Annotated in this window: 16 protein-coding genes; 2 read left to right on the top strand and 14 right to left on the bottom strand. The window is 46.1% G+C overall.

All coding sequences use genetic code 11. The annotated features are described in order from the left end of the window. Positions 1 to 2: 2 nt before the first annotated feature. A complete protein-coding gene (locus BT127_RS01195) occupies positions 3 to 3,245 on the bottom strand; it encodes a beta-L-arabinofuranosidase domain-containing protein (RefSeq protein ID WP_075423196.1) in 3,243 nt (1,080 codons plus the stop codon). Positions 3,246 to 3,270: 25 nt separating this feature from the next. Beyond that, positions 3,271 to 5,322, bottom strand: coding sequence for a family 43 glycosylhydrolase (locus BT127_RS01190; protein ID WP_075423195.1), 2,052 nt, complete (start codon positions 5,320 to 5,322; stop codon positions 3,271 to 3,273). Between the two features lie 573 nt (positions 5,323 to 5,895). On the opposite strand from BT127_RS01190, the gene dinB reads away from it, so the two are divergent. Beyond that, a complete protein-coding gene (gene dinB, locus BT127_RS01185) occupies positions 5,896 to 7,128 on the top strand; it encodes a DNA polymerase IV (RefSeq protein WP_318257086.1) in 1,233 nt (410 codons plus the stop codon). Positions 7,129 to 7,222: 94 nt separating this feature from the next. After that, positions 7,223 to 7,876, top strand: coding sequence for a YczE/YyaS/YitT family protein (locus BT127_RS01180; RefSeq protein WP_318257084.1), 654 nt, complete (start codon positions 7,223 to 7,225; stop codon positions 7,874 to 7,876). Positions 7,877 to 7,940: 64 nt separating this feature from the next. On the opposite strand, the gene BT127_RS01175 is transcribed toward BT127_RS01180, so the two are convergent. From BT127_RS01175 to BT127_RS01120, 12 genes are all read right to left on the bottom strand, one after another. Then, positions 7,941 to 8,387, bottom strand: coding sequence for a VanZ family protein (locus BT127_RS01175; protein WP_075423193.1), 447 nt, complete (start codon positions 8,385 to 8,387; stop codon positions 7,941 to 7,943). A gap of 29 nt (positions 8,388 to 8,416) precedes the next feature. Continuing rightward, the gene (rfbB, locus tag BT127_RS01170; RefSeq protein WP_075423192.1) at positions 8,417 to 9,457 is read right to left on the bottom strand and encodes a dTDP-glucose 4,6-dehydratase; all 1,041 of its coding nucleotides are present in this window, start codon (positions 9,455 to 9,457) and stop codon (positions 8,417 to 8,419) included. After that, on the bottom strand, positions 9,441 to 10,655 hold the full coding sequence (locus BT127_RS01165; protein WP_075423191.1) for a UTP--glucose-1-phosphate uridylyltransferase: 1,215 nt from the start codon (positions 10,653 to 10,655) through the stop codon (positions 9,441 to 9,443). Before BT127_RS01165 ends, rfbB (BT127_RS01170) begins: the two co-directional genes overlap by 17 nt. Before the next feature lie 128 nt (positions 10,656 to 10,783). Next, the gene (glf, locus tag BT127_RS01160) at positions 10,784 to 11,896 is read right to left on the bottom strand and encodes a UDP-galactopyranose mutase (RefSeq protein ID WP_075423190.1); all 1,113 of its coding nucleotides are present in this window, start codon (positions 11,894 to 11,896) and stop codon (positions 10,784 to 10,786) included. Positions 11,897 to 11,899: 3 nt separating this feature from the next. Then, on the bottom strand, positions 11,900 to 12,928 hold the full coding sequence (gene rfbB, locus BT127_RS01155) for a dTDP-glucose 4,6-dehydratase (RefSeq protein WP_075423189.1): 1,029 nt from the start codon (positions 12,926 to 12,928) through the stop codon (positions 11,900 to 11,902). A gap of 10 nt (positions 12,929 to 12,938) precedes the next feature. Continuing rightward, a complete protein-coding gene (gene rfbA / locus BT127_RS01150; RefSeq protein ID WP_075423188.1) occupies positions 12,939 to 13,823 on the bottom strand; it encodes a glucose-1-phosphate thymidylyltransferase RfbA in 885 nt (294 codons plus the stop codon). Positions 13,824 to 13,859: 36 nt separating this feature from the next. After that, positions 13,860 to 14,975, bottom strand: coding sequence for a DegT/DnrJ/EryC1/StrS family aminotransferase (locus BT127_RS01145; RefSeq protein WP_075423187.1), 1,116 nt, complete (start codon positions 14,973 to 14,975; stop codon positions 13,860 to 13,862). A gap of 13 nt (positions 14,976 to 14,988) precedes the next feature. Beyond that, positions 14,989 to 16,008, bottom strand: coding sequence for an NAD-dependent epimerase/dehydratase family protein (locus BT127_RS01140; protein WP_075423186.1), 1,020 nt, complete (start codon positions 16,006 to 16,008; stop codon positions 14,989 to 14,991). A gap of 15 nt (positions 16,009 to 16,023) precedes the next feature. After that, on the bottom strand, positions 16,024 to 17,160 hold the full coding sequence (locus BT127_RS01135; RefSeq protein WP_075423185.1) for an ATP-grasp domain-containing protein: 1,137 nt from the start codon (positions 17,158 to 17,160) through the stop codon (positions 16,024 to 16,026). Positions 17,161 to 17,175: 15 nt separating this feature from the next. Next, positions 17,176 to 18,126 (bottom strand): aspartate aminotransferase family protein, encoded by a 951-nt coding sequence (locus BT127_RS01130; protein ID WP_075423184.1) that lies wholly within the window; start codon positions 18,124 to 18,126, stop codon positions 17,176 to 17,178. Between the two features lie 8 nt (positions 18,127 to 18,134). After that, on the bottom strand, positions 18,135 to 19,343 hold the full coding sequence (locus tag BT127_RS01125; RefSeq protein ID WP_075423183.1) for an ATP-binding protein: 1,209 nt from the start codon (positions 19,341 to 19,343) through the stop codon (positions 18,135 to 18,137). Beyond that, a complete protein-coding gene (locus BT127_RS01120) occupies positions 19,340 to 20,794 on the bottom strand; it encodes a lipopolysaccharide biosynthesis protein (RefSeq protein ID WP_075423182.1) in 1,455 nt (484 codons plus the stop codon). The genes BT127_RS01125 and BT127_RS01120 overlap by 4 nt, the downstream gene beginning before the upstream one ends. Positions 20,795 to 20,800 lie beyond the last annotated feature (6 nt).

The raw sequence follows: 20,800 nt of genomic DNA, 5'->3' as shown, positions 1-20,800 counted from the left end.
CTTTATTCTGCGATCATTTTTCTGAGCATGACCATATCGAATACGTTAGGTACTGCATCCGGAATAATATCCGCAGCATAAGCCTGTTCACTGCTGAGGCTTTCCTTTCCGAGGAGATAGCTCTGCATCAGTACTGCATCGGATGTATCAACACTTCCGTCGAGGTTCACATCGCCCTTTCTGCCGCTTGTTGAAGCAGGGATCGTTTCAACGGGACGAATGATGATGTAGCATATGTTTATCGCCTTGTCGTCGGAGCGGAGATTCAGCGTCAGTTCGCCGTCTGTGACCTTTACCGTACCGCTTACGGGAGTTCTGTCCACAGGTGCATTCTTCACGAGGACCGTCTCACCTGTTTTACCGTAGTTGCCGTAAACCGTCGGATTCTTGGAGCATCCCCAAGGATCACAGAAGCTCATCTCCACTGAGTATGTACCGTTCGGCAGTTCAAAGCTGTAGTCGATATGTCTTGCGATATTGTTCTCGTACTGGTTTTTGGTGTAGCGGAAGCTGCTGGACTTGTCTGCGCCGTCCGCAGTATTAGCCTCGTCGCACCATGTATTTGCGGTATAAAGACCGCCGCTCTTTGATGAACCGTTGTACTGGTCGGTAGTATCGTCGATAAGTCCCCATTTTCTGCCTGTAACTTCATCGATACCGAAACTCTGCTCTGTCACGCTGTTGTACATACCGAGCTTGTCCCTGCCTGTAACTGTATCGGAATTATGGTCGCCGCAGTCCACGAAATATGCGATACTGCTGTCGGACTCGTAAACGGGACGTACTGCCTCCATATAGATGAAGTCGCAAACCTTTGCGGACTCCTCACCATCTGCGTCAGCCGAGAATGTAACATCGATAACGCTGTGTTCGGTACCGTCTGCTGTAAGGCTGTAGATACAGCGGTCGCGTACATCCTGGGGTATAACAAATGTCCTGTCGTATACGTCCTGACTGCCGCTGTAGCTGAGCTTTTCCGCCATAAGTACTGCATCTCCAACTCTTACACGAAGTGTCTTTCCGTTATCGGACTTGCGGAGCTTTATATGCAGTCTGAGCATAGGTGCTGAATCGTCCACAGCCATTCTGTAGGTGAACCAGCCTCCGTTTTTCACATAGCGGTAGGTGCTGTCGTTTGTAACGCCAAGAGAACCGACTTCCAACATGCCGTGGAGATTATCGCTCTCGTACTGACCGTAACCCGGCTGTACAGTATCTGTTACGGAAGTCTTTGCACGGGGAAGCTTTTCCTCGATGACTGTACCGTTCGGCACGAATTTCCAGTATATGCCGTAGCGCTGCTGATACTGCCTGTAGTGCGGAGTGAAAGTCAGCTTTGTATTGGTATCATTGAGGGTGAATGTCAGGCCGTCCGAACTGCGGAGGAGGTGTTCGTCTATCTCAGCCATGAACGAAGCCACGGACTGTCCTGTTTTTGCGAGCTTTATGGTCTCACTTGCGACCTTTTTCTCCTTCGGGATAGTTACCCACATACCTGTACTGTCGGTCTTCATGTCCTCCTTGCCAAGCTCTGCGCTGAGTACCAGAGGACCGTACTTGAAGCCGTATACATCGGGTGAATCAGGGAGAGGATAAGCTCTTACCTTAGAGGGCACCGTCAGTTCGATAACATCGCCGTTTCTGAAATTACCCGAAACATCCGCATAGCCGCTGACGGTCTTATAGTTGTACTTTGAACCGTTTACCGAAACATTCATGTTACCGTCTATCCAGTCGGGGATACGGAAGCGAAGGTCCATTGCCGAATCGCCCTTTACGGTGAACTTGACGGAAGCGCCCTCGGGGATACTGCTTTCCTGAGTAATAGTCACGCCTTTTTCAGCCCATTCAAGTATGGAGCTCTGATAGAAATTGACGTAAAGAGTATCGTCATCGTGCATGTAAATGGTATCGCCAAGCTTTGTGAAACTCTCCATACCGCTTCCCGTACAGCACCAGAATTTGTCCCAGCGAGTGCTGTAGACCTTGAAAAATCCCGTAGCCATAGGCTGGAAATAGGTAGTCATACCTGTTTCGGGGTTCTGTGAGGAGAGTATGGAATTGTAGTAGGTTTTCTCGTAGAAATCCATGTACTTGCTGTCATGGGTTATCTTGAAAAGCTCACGGGAAAGCTTCAGCATATTGTAGGAGTTGCAGGTCTCGCAGTTGCAGTTTGTACGCTCTGCATCGAGGATATCATCCTTGCCGAAGTGCTCCCATTCACTGTTTCCGCCTGTGATGTAGGTATGGTGAGTCGTTACCATGTCCCAGAAATTCTCGGCGTATTTAAGGTATGCGGAAGCATCCACCTTCTGACCGTTGACGGTCTTGCCGTCCAGAACGGTATAACGTTTCAGGGCGCCTATGAATTTAGGGATAGTTGTATTGGCGTGTCGGCCGTTGAGAACGTCCCTTCCGCCGTTTGAGACCTTCTGGAAGAGAGCGTCCTCATCGAAGGAATGAGCTGCCGAAGCGTGGCTGTCCTTGCCTGTTATTGCGTACAGGTCGTACATACAGTCGTTCATTCCGCCGTACTCTATGGAGAGAACGGTATTGCGAGTCTGCTGGCTCCAGCGGCTGACTCTGTTGTATACCCAGTCGCCAAGTGAGGAACCTACTTCCTTTGCAGGCGCATAGCCTGTTGCGTTATAAACGTCCACTATACCTGCAATGAGCTTATGCATGGTGTACCACGGCACCCACGCATCATCGAATATATTTGCCTTGCCTATTTCAACCCGGTCGAACTGACGCTCAACGTTTCCGTCCGAGGGAACAGGTGCCGCCCACAGGAAGCCTGTCTTTCCGCGGGAGTGCTGCTGACAGGTCTTCATACCGTCTATCAGTGTCTTCATGCGCTTATAGAGAGCGTCCCTTTGTTCGGAGCTGATATCAGGTCTCTGATAAGCCTGTGCAAGCGCGGTGAGATAATGTCCCACGCAGTGACCTGCGATATTTGTATTCTCCCAACCGCCGTAGCGTGTTGCACCGTTTGTGCTGAGTCCTGCATTGTCACGGAAGCCTGCAAGCAGTTTTTCCGTATCAAAGGACAGGAGATACTCCAATTCCTTGTTGAGAGCGTTTGTGCAGTAATCGTCCGTAACAGCAACGTCCGAAATGGAAAAATCCGTGATATCAGCTTCATAAGCTGATGCATGGTCAGTTGACATATATCCGCCGACGCTGCACATAACAGCTGCTGCGGAACACGCCGATACAAGCCTGTTTAAAATTGTCTTTTTCATTTGATTAACCCCTTCTGTGCTTTTTTTATTCAGCAGTGAAACCGTTCACTGCACCAAGCAGATATTTCTGAAGCAGCACAAGGTCGTTTACCTGTACGCTGCCGCTGCGGTCTATATCAGCCGCTTTTTCCGAATAAGCATCCGTGAAGCCTTCTGTCAGTCCCCGTCTTGCGTGTACCAAGTCGAAAAGGGTAACACTGCCGTTGTTGTCCACGTCGCCCCTTATAACCTTCATGAAATCGGGCGAGGAAAGGTCTGTACCCTCACCTGCTGCCGTCATCTCGTCAACGTAGAAATCAGCAATTCCGCTGTTGGTCTCGACATAGACGTACATATCCGAAGCTTCTTCCGGTATGCCGAAATCATTTCCGCACAGCTGCACCCATTTTCCCTTTTCGGCGTCAACTGTGTCTATCTTTGTGTATTTAACTTCCTCGCCCTCCGTGTACTGGAAAGTCAGGTGGAATACCGTGTCCTCATCGGGACACATTGCCCTTGCGCTGAAGCTGTAGCTGTTTCCGCTTGCGAAGGCGTTTCCGAGCTTTTTCACTATACCCTGCCACGAGCTTGTACGGTCCGTGACCTTTGCGGACTTCTCTCCCGAGAATGAAACCTCGTCCGTTACCGATATTTCTGCACCTGCCCTGCCGCTCCAGCCGTCAGCTGAACGCTCAAAGGTGCTGTGGTACAGAGAACCGTCATCCGCAGTTTCACCCGAACCGCCGAACTTCCACCAGTCCACATTGAAAAGGAAACCGCTTCCGCCTGTGAACTTCATATACAGGTCATGTTCGCCGCTTATCTCAACGGGGCAGGTGACTTCCTGCCACTCCTGCCAGCCGCCTGTTGAGGGCACTTCACATACGCCGATGATATCACCGTCGGGAGAGTCGATATGCAGTTCGATACTTCCGCCATTTTCCGCCGATGCTATACTTGCGGTGAAGCTCTCCGCACCCTCTGCGAAGTCAACTCCCTTTATCTTTACATAGTCGCCCTTTTCGATGTTGGCAATATCAAGTCCGCCTTCCGAACACTTCTCCGTCTCTATGCCTTCCTCCCAGCAGAAGCACTCCGCTTCATTTCGCACAAAGGGATCAAGTGAATGTAACTGTTTGGGACCTGAACTGCTCATCTTTATGGTCGGGATAGTACCGTCCGCATTATAGCTGAACTCCTCGATGCACACCGAGCGCTGAAAGCCGCTTCCTCCGGGAAGTGCGCCGCTGTGATATGCGAAGTAGGAATGTCCCTCATAGTCGACGATACCGCAGTGGTTTGTGAAGCTTCTTCCCTCAGAGGGCATTATGACACCGCGGTAAGTCCACGGTCCTGTTGGCGAAGGTGCAGTGGAATAGGCTATATTCTCGGGGATGCCGTTAGCCGCATAGAGAAGATAGTACATATCCCCCCGCTTATAGAACCACGGTCCCTCAACATACATCCTTCCGCCGTCGGCTTTGGTGCCGAAGCCCTCAGCCGTCATATCCACCTTTGTGATACTGCCCGAATACGATATCATGTCCTCGTTCAGCTTAACGTAATATGGATTCGGGTTGCCGAAGTAAAGATACGCCTGACCGTCATCGTCGATGAATACAGTCGGATCTATGAACGCCCAGTCGGGACCGCAGAGCGGTTTGCCTATTGCGTCCTTAAATGGACCTGTGGGAGAGTCCGCAACTGCAACGCCTATGGCTCTTCCTCCGCCATTTGCAGGAACTACAGTTACGTACATATAGAACTTACCGTTGCGCTCTATACACTGCGCTGCCCATGCGGAGTTCTCACCTGCCCACTTGAATGTGGACTCGGAAAGGATCGTTCCGTGGTCTGTCCAGTTCTGCATATCGGTGGACGAGAAGCATTTCCAGTCGGGCATAACATAGTCCTTTGCGCCGTCCGCATCGTGACCAGTGTACATGTAGAACACTCCGTCATGCACAAGAGGTGCAGGATCGGAAGTATAGCTTGTCTGTACTATCGGGTTGTCTGCAATTGTTACCGCAGGAACCGCACTGACAGCTGCCGAAACGGCTGCGATAAATGCCGCCGCAAATCCTGTTAGCTTTTTCATTGATTACCTCCTTTGAAAATTTATAATTTTCCCCTACTTAAATGATATCAGAAAAAAAAGAGCTCCACAACCAAAAAAATGAAGAAAAGGTGCAAAAAATGAATCATTTTGCATATAGCCACTTGAACGCTTTCATGTAGGGACGACCATTGGTCGTCCGCAGATAACCGAACATATATGGTTAAACAATGTGTAGGGGCGCTTTCCGAGCGCCCGTTGGTACACGTACAATTGCCCGTAACCCTTAAACCCTGTAGGGACGACCATTGGTCGTCCGCAGATAACCGAACATATATGGTTAAACAATGTGTAGGGGCCGCCTTTGGCGGTCCTTTGTTGTTGAACATGTATATATTGTATAATGCGGACGGCGAATCGCCGTCCCTACAATGTTCTATTCAAGTTATCGATGATATCACGGGCGCTCGGAAAGCGCCCCTACATGAAGTGTGTAAGTGAGTAAGAGTCCATGTTTATTGCACCATTGCAAAATATATGATATAATGAATGCATAGCATTCATTATATTTTATTTAAATGGATTTACGATACCAATTACAAGGAGGCAGCGTCTGTGGATCAGATAATCATACATGTGGATATGGATGCGTTCTTTGCCTCTGTCGAGGTGAGGGATGATCCTTCTCTGCGCGGAAAACCGCTGATAATCGGTTCGCTTCCCAATGAGCGAGGAGTTGTGGCTACATGCAGTTATGAAGCGAGAAAATACGGTGTCCGCTCCGCAATGAACATTAAGGAAGCCTACAGGCGCTGTCCACACGGGATATACATGCATCCGAACTTCTACAAATACAAGGCGGTATCGGATAAGCTCCACGAGATTTGGGACACATACGCCGCAGCTTCGCAGACTATCGCACTGGACGAAGCCTACCTTGATGTTACCGAAACAGCTAAAACATGGGAAGGGGCACGAGTCATCGCCCGTACTATCAAACAGCGCACTCTCAATGAACTCGGTCTGACCTGTTCGGTGGGACTTGCCTATTCAAAGACTGCGGCAAAAATGGCAAGCGAAGAAAAAAAGCCGAACGGCTACTTCGAGATACCGTCGGCTGAGGCTTTTGTAAAGCTTATTATCGACCGTGATGTGCGTATTCTTTACACTGTGGGAGCAAAAACTGCGGAAAAGCTTCACAAGGCAGGCATCCACACCGTAAGGGACATACAGACCAATGCGGAAGAAGTAATACGTCTTTGCGGTAAACACGGACGCTGGCTCACTCAGCTGGCTTTCGGCATCGATGACCGCAAGGTAACGCCTTACCGTCCCGAGGACGCCAAATCTATCGGACGTGAGGTAACTTTTCAGCAGGACGTTTCAAACTATACCGTATTGCAGGACATACTTGTTCTCCTTGCTGTCTGCGTTGAACAGCGCGCAAAGCGTGTCGGACTGAAAGGCAAGGGCGTTACTCTTAAGCTGACCTATTCCGATATGAAGCAGATATCCCGTTCACGTACCGTATTGCTTACCGATTCTGCCGTTACGATATATCAGGAGACCTCTCAGATGCTCGAACAGCTTGAACAGCGTCCCGTCCGTCTCATAGGTTTGGGACTGTATAATCTCTCAGGCGAAGATGAGGAGCGTCAGCTCACCTTCGAGGACATGTTAGCAGATGACCTGAAAGCCGATGCAAGGATACGAGAGACTCTCCTCAGCCGCCTTCAGGAACGTTACGGACTGGACTTTGCTTCAAATCTGGACAAGATATACAACTATGAAACTCTCCACAAAACCGTGGAATATATGCGGAAATACCGCCGTAAATACGAGCTGTAGATGACGTCCGTAAAAACCGCAATTTTCGACAAGACTAAAATATCCGCCTGTGTTATAATCATATAGAAAAAATTATATGAAAAGAGAAGAAAACATGAAAAAAAGAATAATTATGTCCGTACTCGGTGTCATGATCGGTGCTGTAAGTGTAGCCATTTTTAAAATGGCAGCCTTCGGCGTAGATCCGTTCCAGTCCTTTATGAGCGGTATCAGTAACCTCATACCTATCAGCTTCGGCACCCTGTATGTCATCGTCAATGCGGCTCTGCTGTTATTCAGTCTTATCTTCGACCGCCATTACATAGGCATTGCTACCTTTATCAACCTTTTCCTGTTAGGATATGTGACAGAATACTCCTATAAGCTTTTCAGGTGGCTCGTCCCCGAACCCTCAATGCCTCTGCGTGCCCTTTTCCTGATACTCGGCATAGTTATCATCTGCATCGGTTCTTCACTCTATATCACTGCCGACCTCGGAGTTTCAACCTATGATGCAGTTGCCCTGATAATGGCTAACAAGTGGAAAATAGGCAAGTTCAAGTTCATCCGCATCTGCACCGATGTATGCTGTGTCATACTCGGTTCGGTAATGTTCATTGCAGGCGGCGGACGTATCGGAGAGATACCCACTATCGCAGGCATAGGAACTATAATAACCGCTTTTTTCATGGGACCGCTGATAGAGTTTTTCAGCAGTCACGTTGCAAGGAAGCTCCTTGAAGACAAGGCTCCTGCCGAAGAAAAATAATCGTATGCATCTATATTCTCGAAATATTAAGGGGGAGACACCACGTGAATGTCTCCCCCTTTTTTCAGTATTCCTTTAACTGCCGATACACGGCTGACAATACAGCATACAGCAGATAGCCGCAGAAAGCACCTGCGGTATTATTTATGATATCGTCTATCTCGGTCAGGCCTCGTCCCGTTATGTACTGCATGGACTCTATCCCGCAGGAGAATATGAATCCAAGCAATGTTACCGCAAATACATTGTTAAAACGCTTTTGTACCATAGGAAGCAAGAAGCCGAATGGTACGAAAAGGAGTACGTTTAGAAATATCTGCATGAACCAGAAAAAATGTTTCGGACCGTCTATCATAGCCTGTATCTCACGGAAGGGTTCGAGTATTACTCCGCGGTTTTCGGGAGTACGAAGTACCATTGTCTCACGGACAATGAAGGTGAGACTGAGTACGCCTATCATGTAAACTCCGAAAAGGAGCATAATGAATTTTCTTTTGTTTTCTATCCTCATTTTATCACTTTCTTTTTTGGGCTGTGGTTCTAAGTACGTTCACCGTACATTTTCTCATAGTACCGCTGATATTCACCGCTTATGACAGGTTCCCACCATTCACGGTGTTCAACATACCATTCTATTGTATTTTTTATCCCCTTGCCGAAATCGGTAAGCGGTTTCCAGCCAAGCTCACTGCTGAGCTTTGAATGGTCTATGGCATAGCGTTTATCATGGCCTTTTCTGTCCTCAACGTGAACTATAAGTTCTTCGGACCTGCCAAGAGCTTTGCATATCAGCTTTACTATATCGATATTCTTCATTTCAGTGTTCCCGCCGATATTATACACTTCTCCGACTCTGCCCTTCTGTAATATCAGATCAACAGCCCTGCAATGATCCTCAACATAGAGCCAGTCACGTATATTGAGTCCCTCGCCGTAAACAGGCAGAGACTTGTTATTCAGCGCATTGACTATCATAAGAGGTATGAGCTTCTCGGGGAACTGATAGGGACCGTAGTTATTCGAGCATCTTGATACGGTAACAGGAAGTCCGTATGTCCTGTAATAAGCCATTGCAAGAAGGTCTGCGCTTGCCTTTGAACTTGAATAGGGACTGCTCGGATCAAGCGGAGTTTCCTCCGTAAACAGCATATCAGGTCTGTCAAGGGGAAGGTCGCCGTACACCTCATCCGTACTTATCTGATGAAAGCGTACATTGCCGTATTCCCTGCACGCATCCATGAGTACGGAAGTACCTGTGATATTGGTCTGAAGAAAAACTTCGGGTGAATCTATGCTTCTGTCCACATGGCTCTCAGCAGCAAAGTTCACAACTATATCAGGCTTCTCCTCATCAAACAGCTCGTATACGCCCTTACGGTCGCATATATCAAGTCTTACGAAACGGAATTTATCATCGTTCAGAAGCGGCGCAACAGTGGTCATATTCCCTGCATAGGTAAGCTTATCAGGACAAACTATCCTGATATCGGGATACTTCTTTCGCAGGTAGAATATGAAATTAGAACCGATAAATCCTGCACCGCCTGTTACAATTATCGTCTTATCAGAGTTCCACGCCATTTGCCTTTAAAAGCTCACGGGCAGTATCCACCGAATCGACACCTGTTTTGTTCTTTACAGGTGCGAACTCCTTGTTTCTGTCCACCTCATAAGCAAGACAGTCGTCCTGAAGCTTGACCATATCCAGTGCAAGAGTCTCAAACTTGTATGCATTTGGCTCTGTAGGAGTTATTATCTCTCCTTCATTGGTCATATACTTAAGCTTCTTGAATGCACGGTGCAGCGGAAGCTTTACGGACAGTGTATTATTCAGCTTATCAACACGGAACAAGTAATTCAGTATAACTCCATAGTTGTAGGATAGAGTTCCGTCAGCTTCACGGCTGTGAAGCATTTCGTCAGTCATTTCGTAATATTCAACGATAGAAGGTCTGCCGTCCTCAAGACAGAGAACGCCGACTTTCTCCTCAGCATCAGCCTTGGCTACTACCTTTGCACCTGATACCTTTCCCGATTCTATAACAGCTCCCACAAAGCATGGATCTGCTATTCTCTGCAATACATTGTCTACTGCAAATACGTTCAGCCATTCGATGTGTGCATTCTGAACTATCTTCAGCATTCCTGTCTTTGCCATGGAAGCATACCAGCCGCCGTTTCCGTTAGGAGCCATAGCGATCCTTCCCTTGCCAGAAAGCATGAGCTTTCCGTTGGTATCAACAGTAGGAAGCTGCTCCTGTACGAAAAACCATACATTATCACTGCTGTATCCGAAATAGTTATGTTCTTCAAAGAATTCTCTTGTCTCTTTGTTGTTATCAGCACTTGTCATAATAAACAGCGGAACCCATGCTCCTGCCTCTTTTACTACGTCAAGGAGATTATTGATAAGACATTCAAATATATAAAGCTCCTTGTTTACTCCTATATTGTACATGCCCTTTGGATGATCAAATCCGAGACGGCTTCCCTGTCCTCCTGCAAGCAGAACTGCACCTACTTTTCCTTCACGTATCGCTTTAAGTCCTGCTTCTGTATAACGTTCGTGATTCTTTGCTATGTCAGACAGTGTAGTTGCAAAAAGCGGTTCAAACTTTCCGCGCTTCTCTTCACTGTCTCCTGCATTAAGTACAGAGAAATCAAGTGACTCGATATGTGATACCATTTCAAGCTGCTCTTCTTCGCTGAGAGACTTTAAATGCTTTACGATATGCTCCTGTTCAAGCATGTTCAGCATCTCCGATACTTTGTGCTTCATATATAACCTCCGATATTATTGATTGTTTCTGCATATACCAAATGAACGGTGCATGGATTTCCACGTACCGTTCATTTAATTATACTATAATTGTTATTGAAAGTCAAGTCAAAAACTGTCAGGATATATTACAGTTCCTTCTTGCAGAGATCAAGTGCAGAAGCAATGACTGCATCCATGTCATAGTACTTGTATTCTCCGAGACGTCCGCCGAAGATTATGTTCTTCTCGCTGTCAGCAAGTTTCTTGTACTCAGCATAAAGAGCACCGTTCTTTTCATCATTTACAGGATAATACGGCTCATCACCGGGCTTCCATTCAGAAGAATACTCACGGCTGATAACAGTCTTTGGAAGGTCATTTCCGTTCTTATCCTTGCCGAACTCAAACCACTTGTGCTCTATGATACGAGTCCAAGGAGTTTCTCTGTCAGTATAGTTGACAGCAGCATTACCCTGGAAGTTAGGCTTATCCAGAAGCTCTGTCTCAAAACGAACGCTTCTGTATTCAAGTGTACCAAGCTTGAAATCAAAGTATGCATCGATAGGACCTGTGTAAACTACCTTGTCAGCAAGTGCATCGAGCTCTGCCTTATTTGCAAGATAATCTGTATTAAGGCGAACCTCTATACCCTCAAGCATATTTGCTACCATCTGAGTGTAGCCGCCTACAGGGATTCCCTGATAGAGTGCGTTGAAGTAGTTGTTATCAAATGTTAAACGTACAGGAAGTCTCTTGATGATGAAGGAAGGAAGCTCTTTGCAGTCACGTCCCCACTGCTTCTCTGTGTAACCCTTGATAAGCTTCTCATAGATGTCACGTCCGACAAGCGAAATAGCCTGTTCTTCAAGATTCTTTGGCTCACCTGTGATCTCCTTGCGCTGCTCCTCGATCTTTGCAGCAGCCTCCTCCGGTGTCACCACGCCCCACATTTTGTTGAATGTGTACATGTTGAATGGGAGTGAATAAAGCTCTCCCTTGTAGTTTGCTACAGGTGAATTTGTGAAACGGTTAAACTCAGCAAACTGAGTTACATAGTCCCATACTTCCTTGTTGTTGGTATGGAAGATGTGTGCACCGTAAATGTGAACGTTGATGCCCTCAGTCTCCTGTGTGTAAACGTTACCGGCAATGTTAGGACGCTTGTCTATGACAAGTACGCTCTTGCCTGCTTTCTTCGCTTCGTGAGCGAAGACTGCTCCGTAGAGGCCGGAGCCGACGATCAGGTAATCGTATTTCATAGTTCAGACCTCCGCCCGGTTGCCGTACATCTTCTCATAGTAATTCTGATACTCACCAGAAATGATAGTCTCCCACCACTCGCGGTTTTCCAGATACCACTTGATGGTCTTCTTGATGCCATCTTCAAACTTTGTCTCGGGCAACCAGCCAAGCTCATTGTGGATCTTGGTCGGGTCGATTGCGTAGCGCATATCGTGTCCCTTTCTGTCCTCAACGTGCGTGATCAGGGATTCCGGCTTGCCGAGCTCCTTGCAGATGAGCTTGACAATGTCGATATTCTTCATCTCATTGTGGCCGCCGACATTGTAGACCTCACCGACCTTGCCCTTATGAATAATCAGGTCAATTGCACGGCAGTGATCCTCAACATACAGCCAGTCACGAACATTCAGACCTTCGCCGTAAACCGGAAGCGGCTTGTCCGCAAGCGCATTGGCGATCATCAGCGGAATGAGCTTCTCCGGAAAATGATACGGGCCGTAGTTATTGGAGCATCTGGAAATCGTCACAGGCAGACCGTAAGTTCTGTGATATGCCATTACGAGCAGATCTGCTCCAGCCTTGGAAGAACTGTACGGGCTGCTGGTATGGATCGGAGTCGTCTCTGTGAAGAACAGGTCAGGTCTGTCAAGCGGCAGATCGCCGTAAACCTCGTCAGTCGATACCTGATGATAGCGCTGAATTCCATACTTGCGGCAAGCGTCCATCAGCACCTGTGTACCGAGAATATTGGTCTGGAGGAAGATCTCCGGATTTTCAATACTGCGGTCAACATGGGACTCCGCTGCGAAATTCACAACGATGTCCGGCTTTTCCTCTTCAAAGAGCTTGTATACGCCCTCACGATCACAGATGTCGAGCTTCACAAAGCGGAAGTTCGGGTTATCCATGACGGGAGCGAGCGTGGACAGGTTGCCTGCATAGGTCAGCTTGTCCAGACAGATGATTCTGTAGTCCGGATATGTATTCAGCATGTGGAATACGAAATTGGAGCCGATGAAGCCGGCGCCACCTGTTACGATGATGGTCATATATGCCTCCCTAAAAAACAAATTTATCTTCAGCTACACGTCTTAAATGCTCACCATAAGGCGACTTTCCGTACAATTCTGCTGTATGTAAAAGCAGTTCCTTGGAGATCCATTTCTCATGATACGCGATTTCCTCTGGTGCAGAAATGACAACCCCCTGCCGATTCTGCACGGTTTGCACAAACTCCGCAGCTTCCATCAGGCTCTCCATTGTACCGGTGTCAAGCCAAGCAAAACCACGACCAAGGATCTGAACCTTAAGTGCATCCTGTTCCAGATACAGTCGGTTCAGATCGGTAATTTCCAGTTCTCCTCGTGCGGAAGGTTTCACCTTTTTCGCCATTTCGCTGACACCAGAGGGATAGAAATAGAGTCCCGTGATCGCATAATTTGACTTTGGATGTTCTGGTTTTTCTTCGACTGATATCACGTTGCGTTTCTGGTCAAATTCAACAATTCCGAACCGTTCAGGATCCTTCACAAAGTACCCAAACACTGTAGCTTTTCCTGATTCAGCATTCTTGACTGCTTCAGAAAGATTTCTTCTGAACCAACCACCATAGAAAATATTATCGCCAAGAACCATTGCACAAGACTCATTTCCGATAAACGCTTCCCCGATCAGAAACGCCTGCGCCAATCCATCCGGTGATTCCTGTACAGCATAGGATAAGTTGATACCTAAACTGCTTCCGTCACCTAAAAGTTCTTGAAACCGCGGTGTGTCTGACGGGGTGGAAATAATGAGAATGTCCCGAATTCCTGCCAGCATCAATGTCGAAAGCGGATAAAAAATCATAGGCTTATCATAAATTGGCAAAAGCTGCTTTGAAGTCACCTTTGTAATCGGATAAAGTCTTGTGCCGGATCCACCGGCAAGGATGATTCCCTTCATTTTACCACCTCATCCATCATAAAATTTGATTCATGATTACTTCTTACAATTCAGAATAACTTTGCAAATACGTTCAACGTCTTCTAATGCTAACTCCTCATAAAGCGGAAGTGTCAAAACACGCTTACTGATATGTAAAGCGACAGGAGTTTTGTTCGCATCAAATTCTCCATGGAATGCAGCAAACGTATTCGTCAACGGATAAAAATACTTTCTCGCACCGATACCGTTTTCAGCAAGCGCATCCATGACTTCATTGCGCGATGCTCCAAACTTCTTCTCGTCGAATACAACAGGGAAATATGCATAATTGGACTCGACATCAGCCTGGATCGGACTGAGCTGAATCCCCTCTACTCCGTCAAGATGACTTCTATAACGTTCCACAACAGCTTTTCTCTTAACGATTGCTGCATCCAAATGACGCAGATTGCAGATACCCATTGCTGCTTGGAATTCATTCATCTTGGCGTTGCCGCCAACAAATGCAACTTCTTCCGGACCATGAATGCCAAAGTTCTTCATGTCATTGAGAAGCTGTACAAGCGCATCATCGGAGAAGCAGACAGCACCACCCTCGATGGTGTTGAATACCTTTGTTGCATGGAAACTGAACATGGAAGCATTGCCGAAGCAGGCAGTGCTTATCCCCTTATACTTCACGCCAAAAGCGTGTGCCGCATCATACACAACTTTCAGACCGTATTTTTTTGCAATCCGGTCAATTTCTTCCACATCGCAGACATTACCATAAACATGAACCGGAACGATCGCACAAGTCCTGTCAGTAATCAGTGATTCTATTTTCGTAGTATCAATTGTGAAATCCTCTGCATTGATATCGCAGAAAACAGGCGTAAGTCCATTTCTCACGATCGCATGAGTTGTAGATGCGAATGTGAACGGTGTTGTGATGACCTCTCCCCCCTGCGGAAGATTCATTGCCGCAATCACATTTTCAAGGGCGAGATGACCGTTTGTATACAGCGTTACATGCGGTACATTCAACAGATTCTCCAGTTCTGCCTGAAGCTGTTTGTGCTTTACACCCATATTGGTCAGCCAGTGGCTGTCCCATAATTCTTTGATTTCTTCGCAGTATTCCTCAAAACCAGGCATTGAGGAACGGGTGACTAAGATATTATGTTCCATAGCGAATATCCTCCTATCGTTCCAATAAATGATAGTAGTCCTCAAAAGCGCCCCATACAGAGCGATTTGGCTGGTTTTCCATATGCCATTTGAGCTTCTTCAAGTAATCTGTCCATGTATACTGAGGAACATAACCAAGCTCTCTCTTAGTTTTCTCAATGTCGAGCAAATACTGCGTGCAATCCTTTTTCTCAGGTCGATACACAATATCAGAAATATGATCCTTAGTACAAAAAACCTCACGGATTCCCAAAATACGTTCCTCCAAAGTAGAACCACCGTTTCCTACATTATAGATTCCTCTGGCTGTTTCAGAGGAAACACACTTTTCAACGATTTGAAGGAAATCCTCTACACATACACTTTCCAAAACACGCTTTGGGTCTCCCCAAATTTCAAGTGTTTCGCCTTTCTGCGCTTTATGTATCAGGATACGTTCAGATTTCACCCGCATTGTTCCATTGATCAGAATGAACGGCTTCGGATGATACTGATATACGCCTGGAAGCCTCAGGATGATCCCTTTTATGCCATATGTATTCTCATAGTATGAAATAACATCTAATGCTGCGTTTTTGCAGATTACGTAGATTGAATGATCTCCCTCCAGCGGATTGACACGCTCAGCATCAGGAGAAATCGGTTCAGGTGTGCCAAACAGATGATGTAGATCATAAACAGACTGTGGAAAAATCAATTTGCGGCATCCGATCTTCCGCATATAATCTAGCGTATGGATTACACCACAGATGATTGTATCCGGGTACATTGTATTATCATTTTCTTCTTTCATCATAGCAGGCAGAGCACCAGCAAACTGAATTACACATTCAACATTTTCCTGCGGCAATAGGTCAAAATCTTCTTTTCGCGTAATATCAATCGCAGTACTGGCTATGCCGAGTGATTGAAACAGCTCACGTCCGGCTCCGTTATGACCTACCGCGATGACCTCATATCCCTTTTCTTTAAGATGTCTGCATATAGGCAAGCCCAATGTACCTGTTGCCCCTAATACAACTACTCGTTTCATACGATACCTCCTGCTTTAGCATTCTGGAAATTCCAGCTTCTTATCCGCGCAATAGATAAAATAATTTAAGTGACAGCAGTCGTTATGGTCGATCTCCTGAAGCGTTTCAGATTCGACATGTTTTTCGTACAGCCACGGCTGTGCATCACAGTGATCGAACACTTCCTTCAAAAAGGCAGTTTGCTTCGCTACAAACCTAACACCGGCATATTTTATGCAAGACTTATGATTTCTGGCTTTTGGCTGGATCCCGACTGCTGCGTGAATGATCTCCCCAATATAATCATATCCGGTACTTAGTTCGGTCAACGGATAGGCGATATGATCCCCGCCAGGTCTGGAATTCAGTTCGATCAGATACACCTGATCATCTATGATTTTGATCTCCGTGTGTGAAGGTCCATTTTGATATCCAACACAATCCAGCAGTTCCGTAACGGCTTCTATTATTTTTTCACGCATCTCTAAAGATATATTTGCCGGTTGACTGTGTCCCAACTCGACACAATGCGGAGGACCAGAACTGATCTTTTCGGTGATCTGAATGATCTGATGTGTTTTCTGAAAGGACAGAGATTCTACGGAGCATTCTTGACCGCCCGCGAGAAATGCCTCTACTAATACGCCTTGGCCGCGCTGATCTGCTGCAAATGCAGTCTGTAATGCAACTGGTAGCTCTGCTGCCTGGTTGACAACAGTGATACCTCTTTTTCCACCCTCTGCCACAGGCTTCACAATGACAGGATACTGTAACAGCTTCAGTTGACCCGCCTGCCGCTGATCCTTCAGATACCAAAATTCAGGCTGATGCAAATGCTTAGCTCCTGCCACTTTCTGGCGTACCCACTCCTTTGCAGTGATCTGCTCTGCAATGGCCGGCGGATTGCATGGCAACCCAAGCTCATTTGCAACATATGAAGCAACCGCTACGGTCAATTCTGTTGTGGCAAGCACACCATCAATCCCACATTTACGGGAAATTTTTACGATCTCGTCCTTTTCAAAAATGGAGACAGGATGAAAATGGTCTACAAATTCCTTAGCCACAGCTCCTTTTTCCCATGCAAAGCAATGCGATTCTATTCCCATTGCTTTAGCTTTGACAGCAAAAATCTTTGCCATCTGACCAGCACCAATAATTGCAATTTTCAAGTTTTTTTCCTCCTCTTATGATACAACCGCAAGCAAGTTTTCAACGATATAATAGATATCCTCAGCACTGTATCTTTGATCGCACGGTAGTGGCAATATACCATCTGCAAACCGATATTCCAGCTCCTGTACAGTGTGCTGCTCCAGTACATTCGGCCATAGCAACGGAATATAGATTTTCTTCTGCTGAAGTGCTTTTCTGGTTTTACTGCCATTTTCAACAAAAAAAGGGTACGCAAATGCTCCCTCCGGTACACGAAGCTGCAGTGGATTCCGATCTGCAAGGAGTCCGTGATAGGCTGTAAAATTGTCTGTCCGGCGCTGCTTGACAAATCCGTAATCCTCAGCATGGAGTAAATTCATCGTCAGTCGGGACATCCGCTTGATCGGTTCCTTCGCAAAATGATGATTGTTAGCATTATACTCCTCATAGAATTCTGAAGCGGTTCTTTCATATCTGCCTAGCAAAAAATGCATTCGGTCATATGACTCGTCAACTGGCAGCTCCTTTTCTAGAACAGCATCAGTATACAGAAAAGCACCATCAGCCACCCCGAAAAACTTCCGGCATGTGTACAATGTATCTGATTCATTAATAGGAGCATCAAAGTAGGCTTGGGCATTGTCGATCACGACTCTGCCATATTTACTTTTTAACCCGGATAAATAGTCCAACGTTAACTGGCCATAATAATTCACTACATAGAGCCACTCATCGTCATTAATAATGACATTCTCCGGCATAAAACGATCGTTAATATGATAAAAGCGTACCGCAATGTCGTATTGTTTGCATAAATTCAGTACACTATCGCATATATAATAAGGTAACATTATCTTGGATATCTGCCTTGCTTCGATCAAGTAGGCAAGGCAGTTTCTTCCGCAATTCAATGCGATTGCTCCGTCGTGCAGCATTAATGATCTGTAAGTGTCAAGCTCTATGTAGCCGCCGTATTCCTTCATATTGCCTCCTATATTGCAGGTTCAAGACAGATCTCAATATGATGATTGATATCTCCCAGGAGCCTGCACATCGTTTCTTCCGTGTCAAACTTAAAAAACACGATTCCAAGTGCCTTTGATGCATTATCGAAATATTCGACCATATCTCCTTTTTTCTTATAGACACACTCACGAATTATAAATGGCTGCAGTTCCTTGGAATAACGAACACCTATAAACTTGCCGTTATGGTCTGCATGAAGATTATGTGTAGCAAAATAGGGTGACTGCACTGTCCGTTCTACCTGCGTACAAGGGACCTCTCCCATGGCAGCAAGGATGGTCATTTCTACTACATCCACCCCGAATATATATCCGAGAAGGTCGGGGATCATATTTCCCCCATTCCGCGGTCCCACATCAATAAGCCATACATTGTCATTCTTATCGATCACAAGCTCTACATTCATGGCACCGCTTTGAATATGCAGCTTATCCACAAGAGACTGCAACGTCCCCTTCACCTTTGCCAGTTTCTCTGGTGAAAGCTGCGGCGGATAGCTTTTTCCTACTGGAACCAGAGGATTCACGTTCTGATCTCTGTGACAATTCATTAACCCCCACATGATTACTTTGCCCTTCCAGATAAACAGATCACCGCCAATTAAATAGGGATGTTGCTTTTTAACGAACTCCTCCACTATGATGCGGTTACTGCGTGAGAAAGAGAAAGCAAACCGCAAGGCCTCTGCGTATCCATCCCAGGAACGCAGAACGGTTGTGCCCTTGCTGCCGGATGAATCGACTGGCTTGACAATAACAGGCAGTCTAAATCTTGATCGCCCGGCAAGAGCAGTTTCCATGTCCCCATACCCAGCAGATACGGGAGCAGCGAATCCGTTTTCAGCTAAAAAGCTGCGAAATCTGTCTTTGTTACATAGTATTTCAACAGATTCATATGGATTGGAAGACAATCCCATTTTCTCAGCAATAAACGCTGCTGTCGGTGCAGCGGGGTCAGAGGCATAGGCCACGACTCCGTCCACCTTTTCCTCTTGAGCGATTTTCAGCATGAGTTCCTTGTCTGTGGTACTTGCCAGATAGAACTTATCTGCTTTATATTGACCAGGATTATCCGGCAGATAATCGCATAATACGGTATAATATCCAAGCCTTTTAGCAGTATCGATCGCAATGACCTGTTGCGGTGAGCCACCAAGCATTAAGATTCTTTTCACGATTCTACTCCCTTCTTTCCCTTATGAAGAAATCCTTTCGCGATATTCAGAAGATAATCAAAGCTTTCAATATGGAAGAGCCTAGAACCCACAATATATGTGACCACTCCCACGATTACCTGGAGCATTAGCGTCAGGATATCATTTAATCCGATAAACTGAACACAATATACGATCCCACCCATTGCGAGCGATAACCCAATTTGCGGAAACATATCTTTGAACTGGGACAGATAACTATAGTGCAAAAGCTTTTTATTTGGAAAGGAATTGATGATTTGATTGATGACAGAAGTGAAAAGCAAACTGTATGCCATTGCCATCACGCCAAACCACATGGTAGACAACAAAACGATCAGACCTACGCCTTTTTTACAGATCTCAAGCTTCAAGAACAGGTCGCTTCGACCCAGAGCTTTGATTGCATTCAGATTCGCTGTATGAATAGGATAGAACGCATAAGTAAAGCAAAAAATACGTAAAAAAGGCACACAGGGAAGCCATTTATCCGAAAGAATCAGTCTGACTAACGGCTCAGCACATACGGCTAGTCCCACCATGATCGGCATCATGATAAATGTACTTGTTTTGATCGCGCGCCGTGTCATATCCTTAACACGATCCGGATTATTTTGCTCTCTTGACATGGTCGGAAGCAAAACACTATCAATAGAAGTGTTGATATTCGTAACAACAAGCTTAGGGAACTTATCGCCTTGATTATAGAAAGCCAGGTCGTCCTTTGTGTACATCTTACCGATAATCAACTGACGAAGATCCGTATATATCGTATCGATCAATGCGGATAAAAGCACTTTCCATCCGAATGAAAACAAGCCTTTCAGTCGTTCCATTGAAAACATCCGCTTAGGTCTCCATTTGACTGTGATCCAAAGGATTGTCGTATCGATGATGGTATTAAAAAGCATCTGTGCCACAAGCGCCCATACGCCAAATCCGCAGTATGCCATTACAATGCCTACGACGGCTGCGCCTATTGTTCCGCCTAATGTAGAGAAAAAAAACTTTCTGAACAGCATATGCCGTGATACATAGGCTTGCTGCACATTTTTAACGCCGGAGATAATCAGGATCAAACTCAAAACGCGGATCACAGGTACCAGATCAGGCATATCGTAAAATATAGCAATAAGTGGAGCTGTCAAGAACATGACCAAATACAGAAAGCAGCATACTACCATATTAAAGTAAAATACGCTTGAAAAGTCAAGATCATCTGTCTCCTTTTTTTGGATCAATGCAGAACCCATGCCACTGTCAACAAAAACCTGCATGACCGTTGTAAATACTGTTACCAGTGCGATCGTGCCGTAGACGGAAGGATCCAACAACCGCGCCAGTACAATTGAAACCACAAAAGTGACTCCCTGCGCACCGCAGCGCTCAAGGAATCGCCATATAAAATTGGAAAATACGTTTTTTTTGTTCATTTGACT

Source organism: Ruminococcus sp. XPD3002 (genome assembly GCA_900119535.1).
In the GTDB taxonomy this organism is placed as follows: Bacteria; Bacillota; Clostridia; order Oscillospirales; family Ruminococcaceae; genus Ruminococcus; species Ruminococcus flavefaciens_H.
The sequence above is the reverse complement of the archived record's forward strand: the minus strand, read 5'-3'. Positions and strand labels throughout refer to the sequence as shown.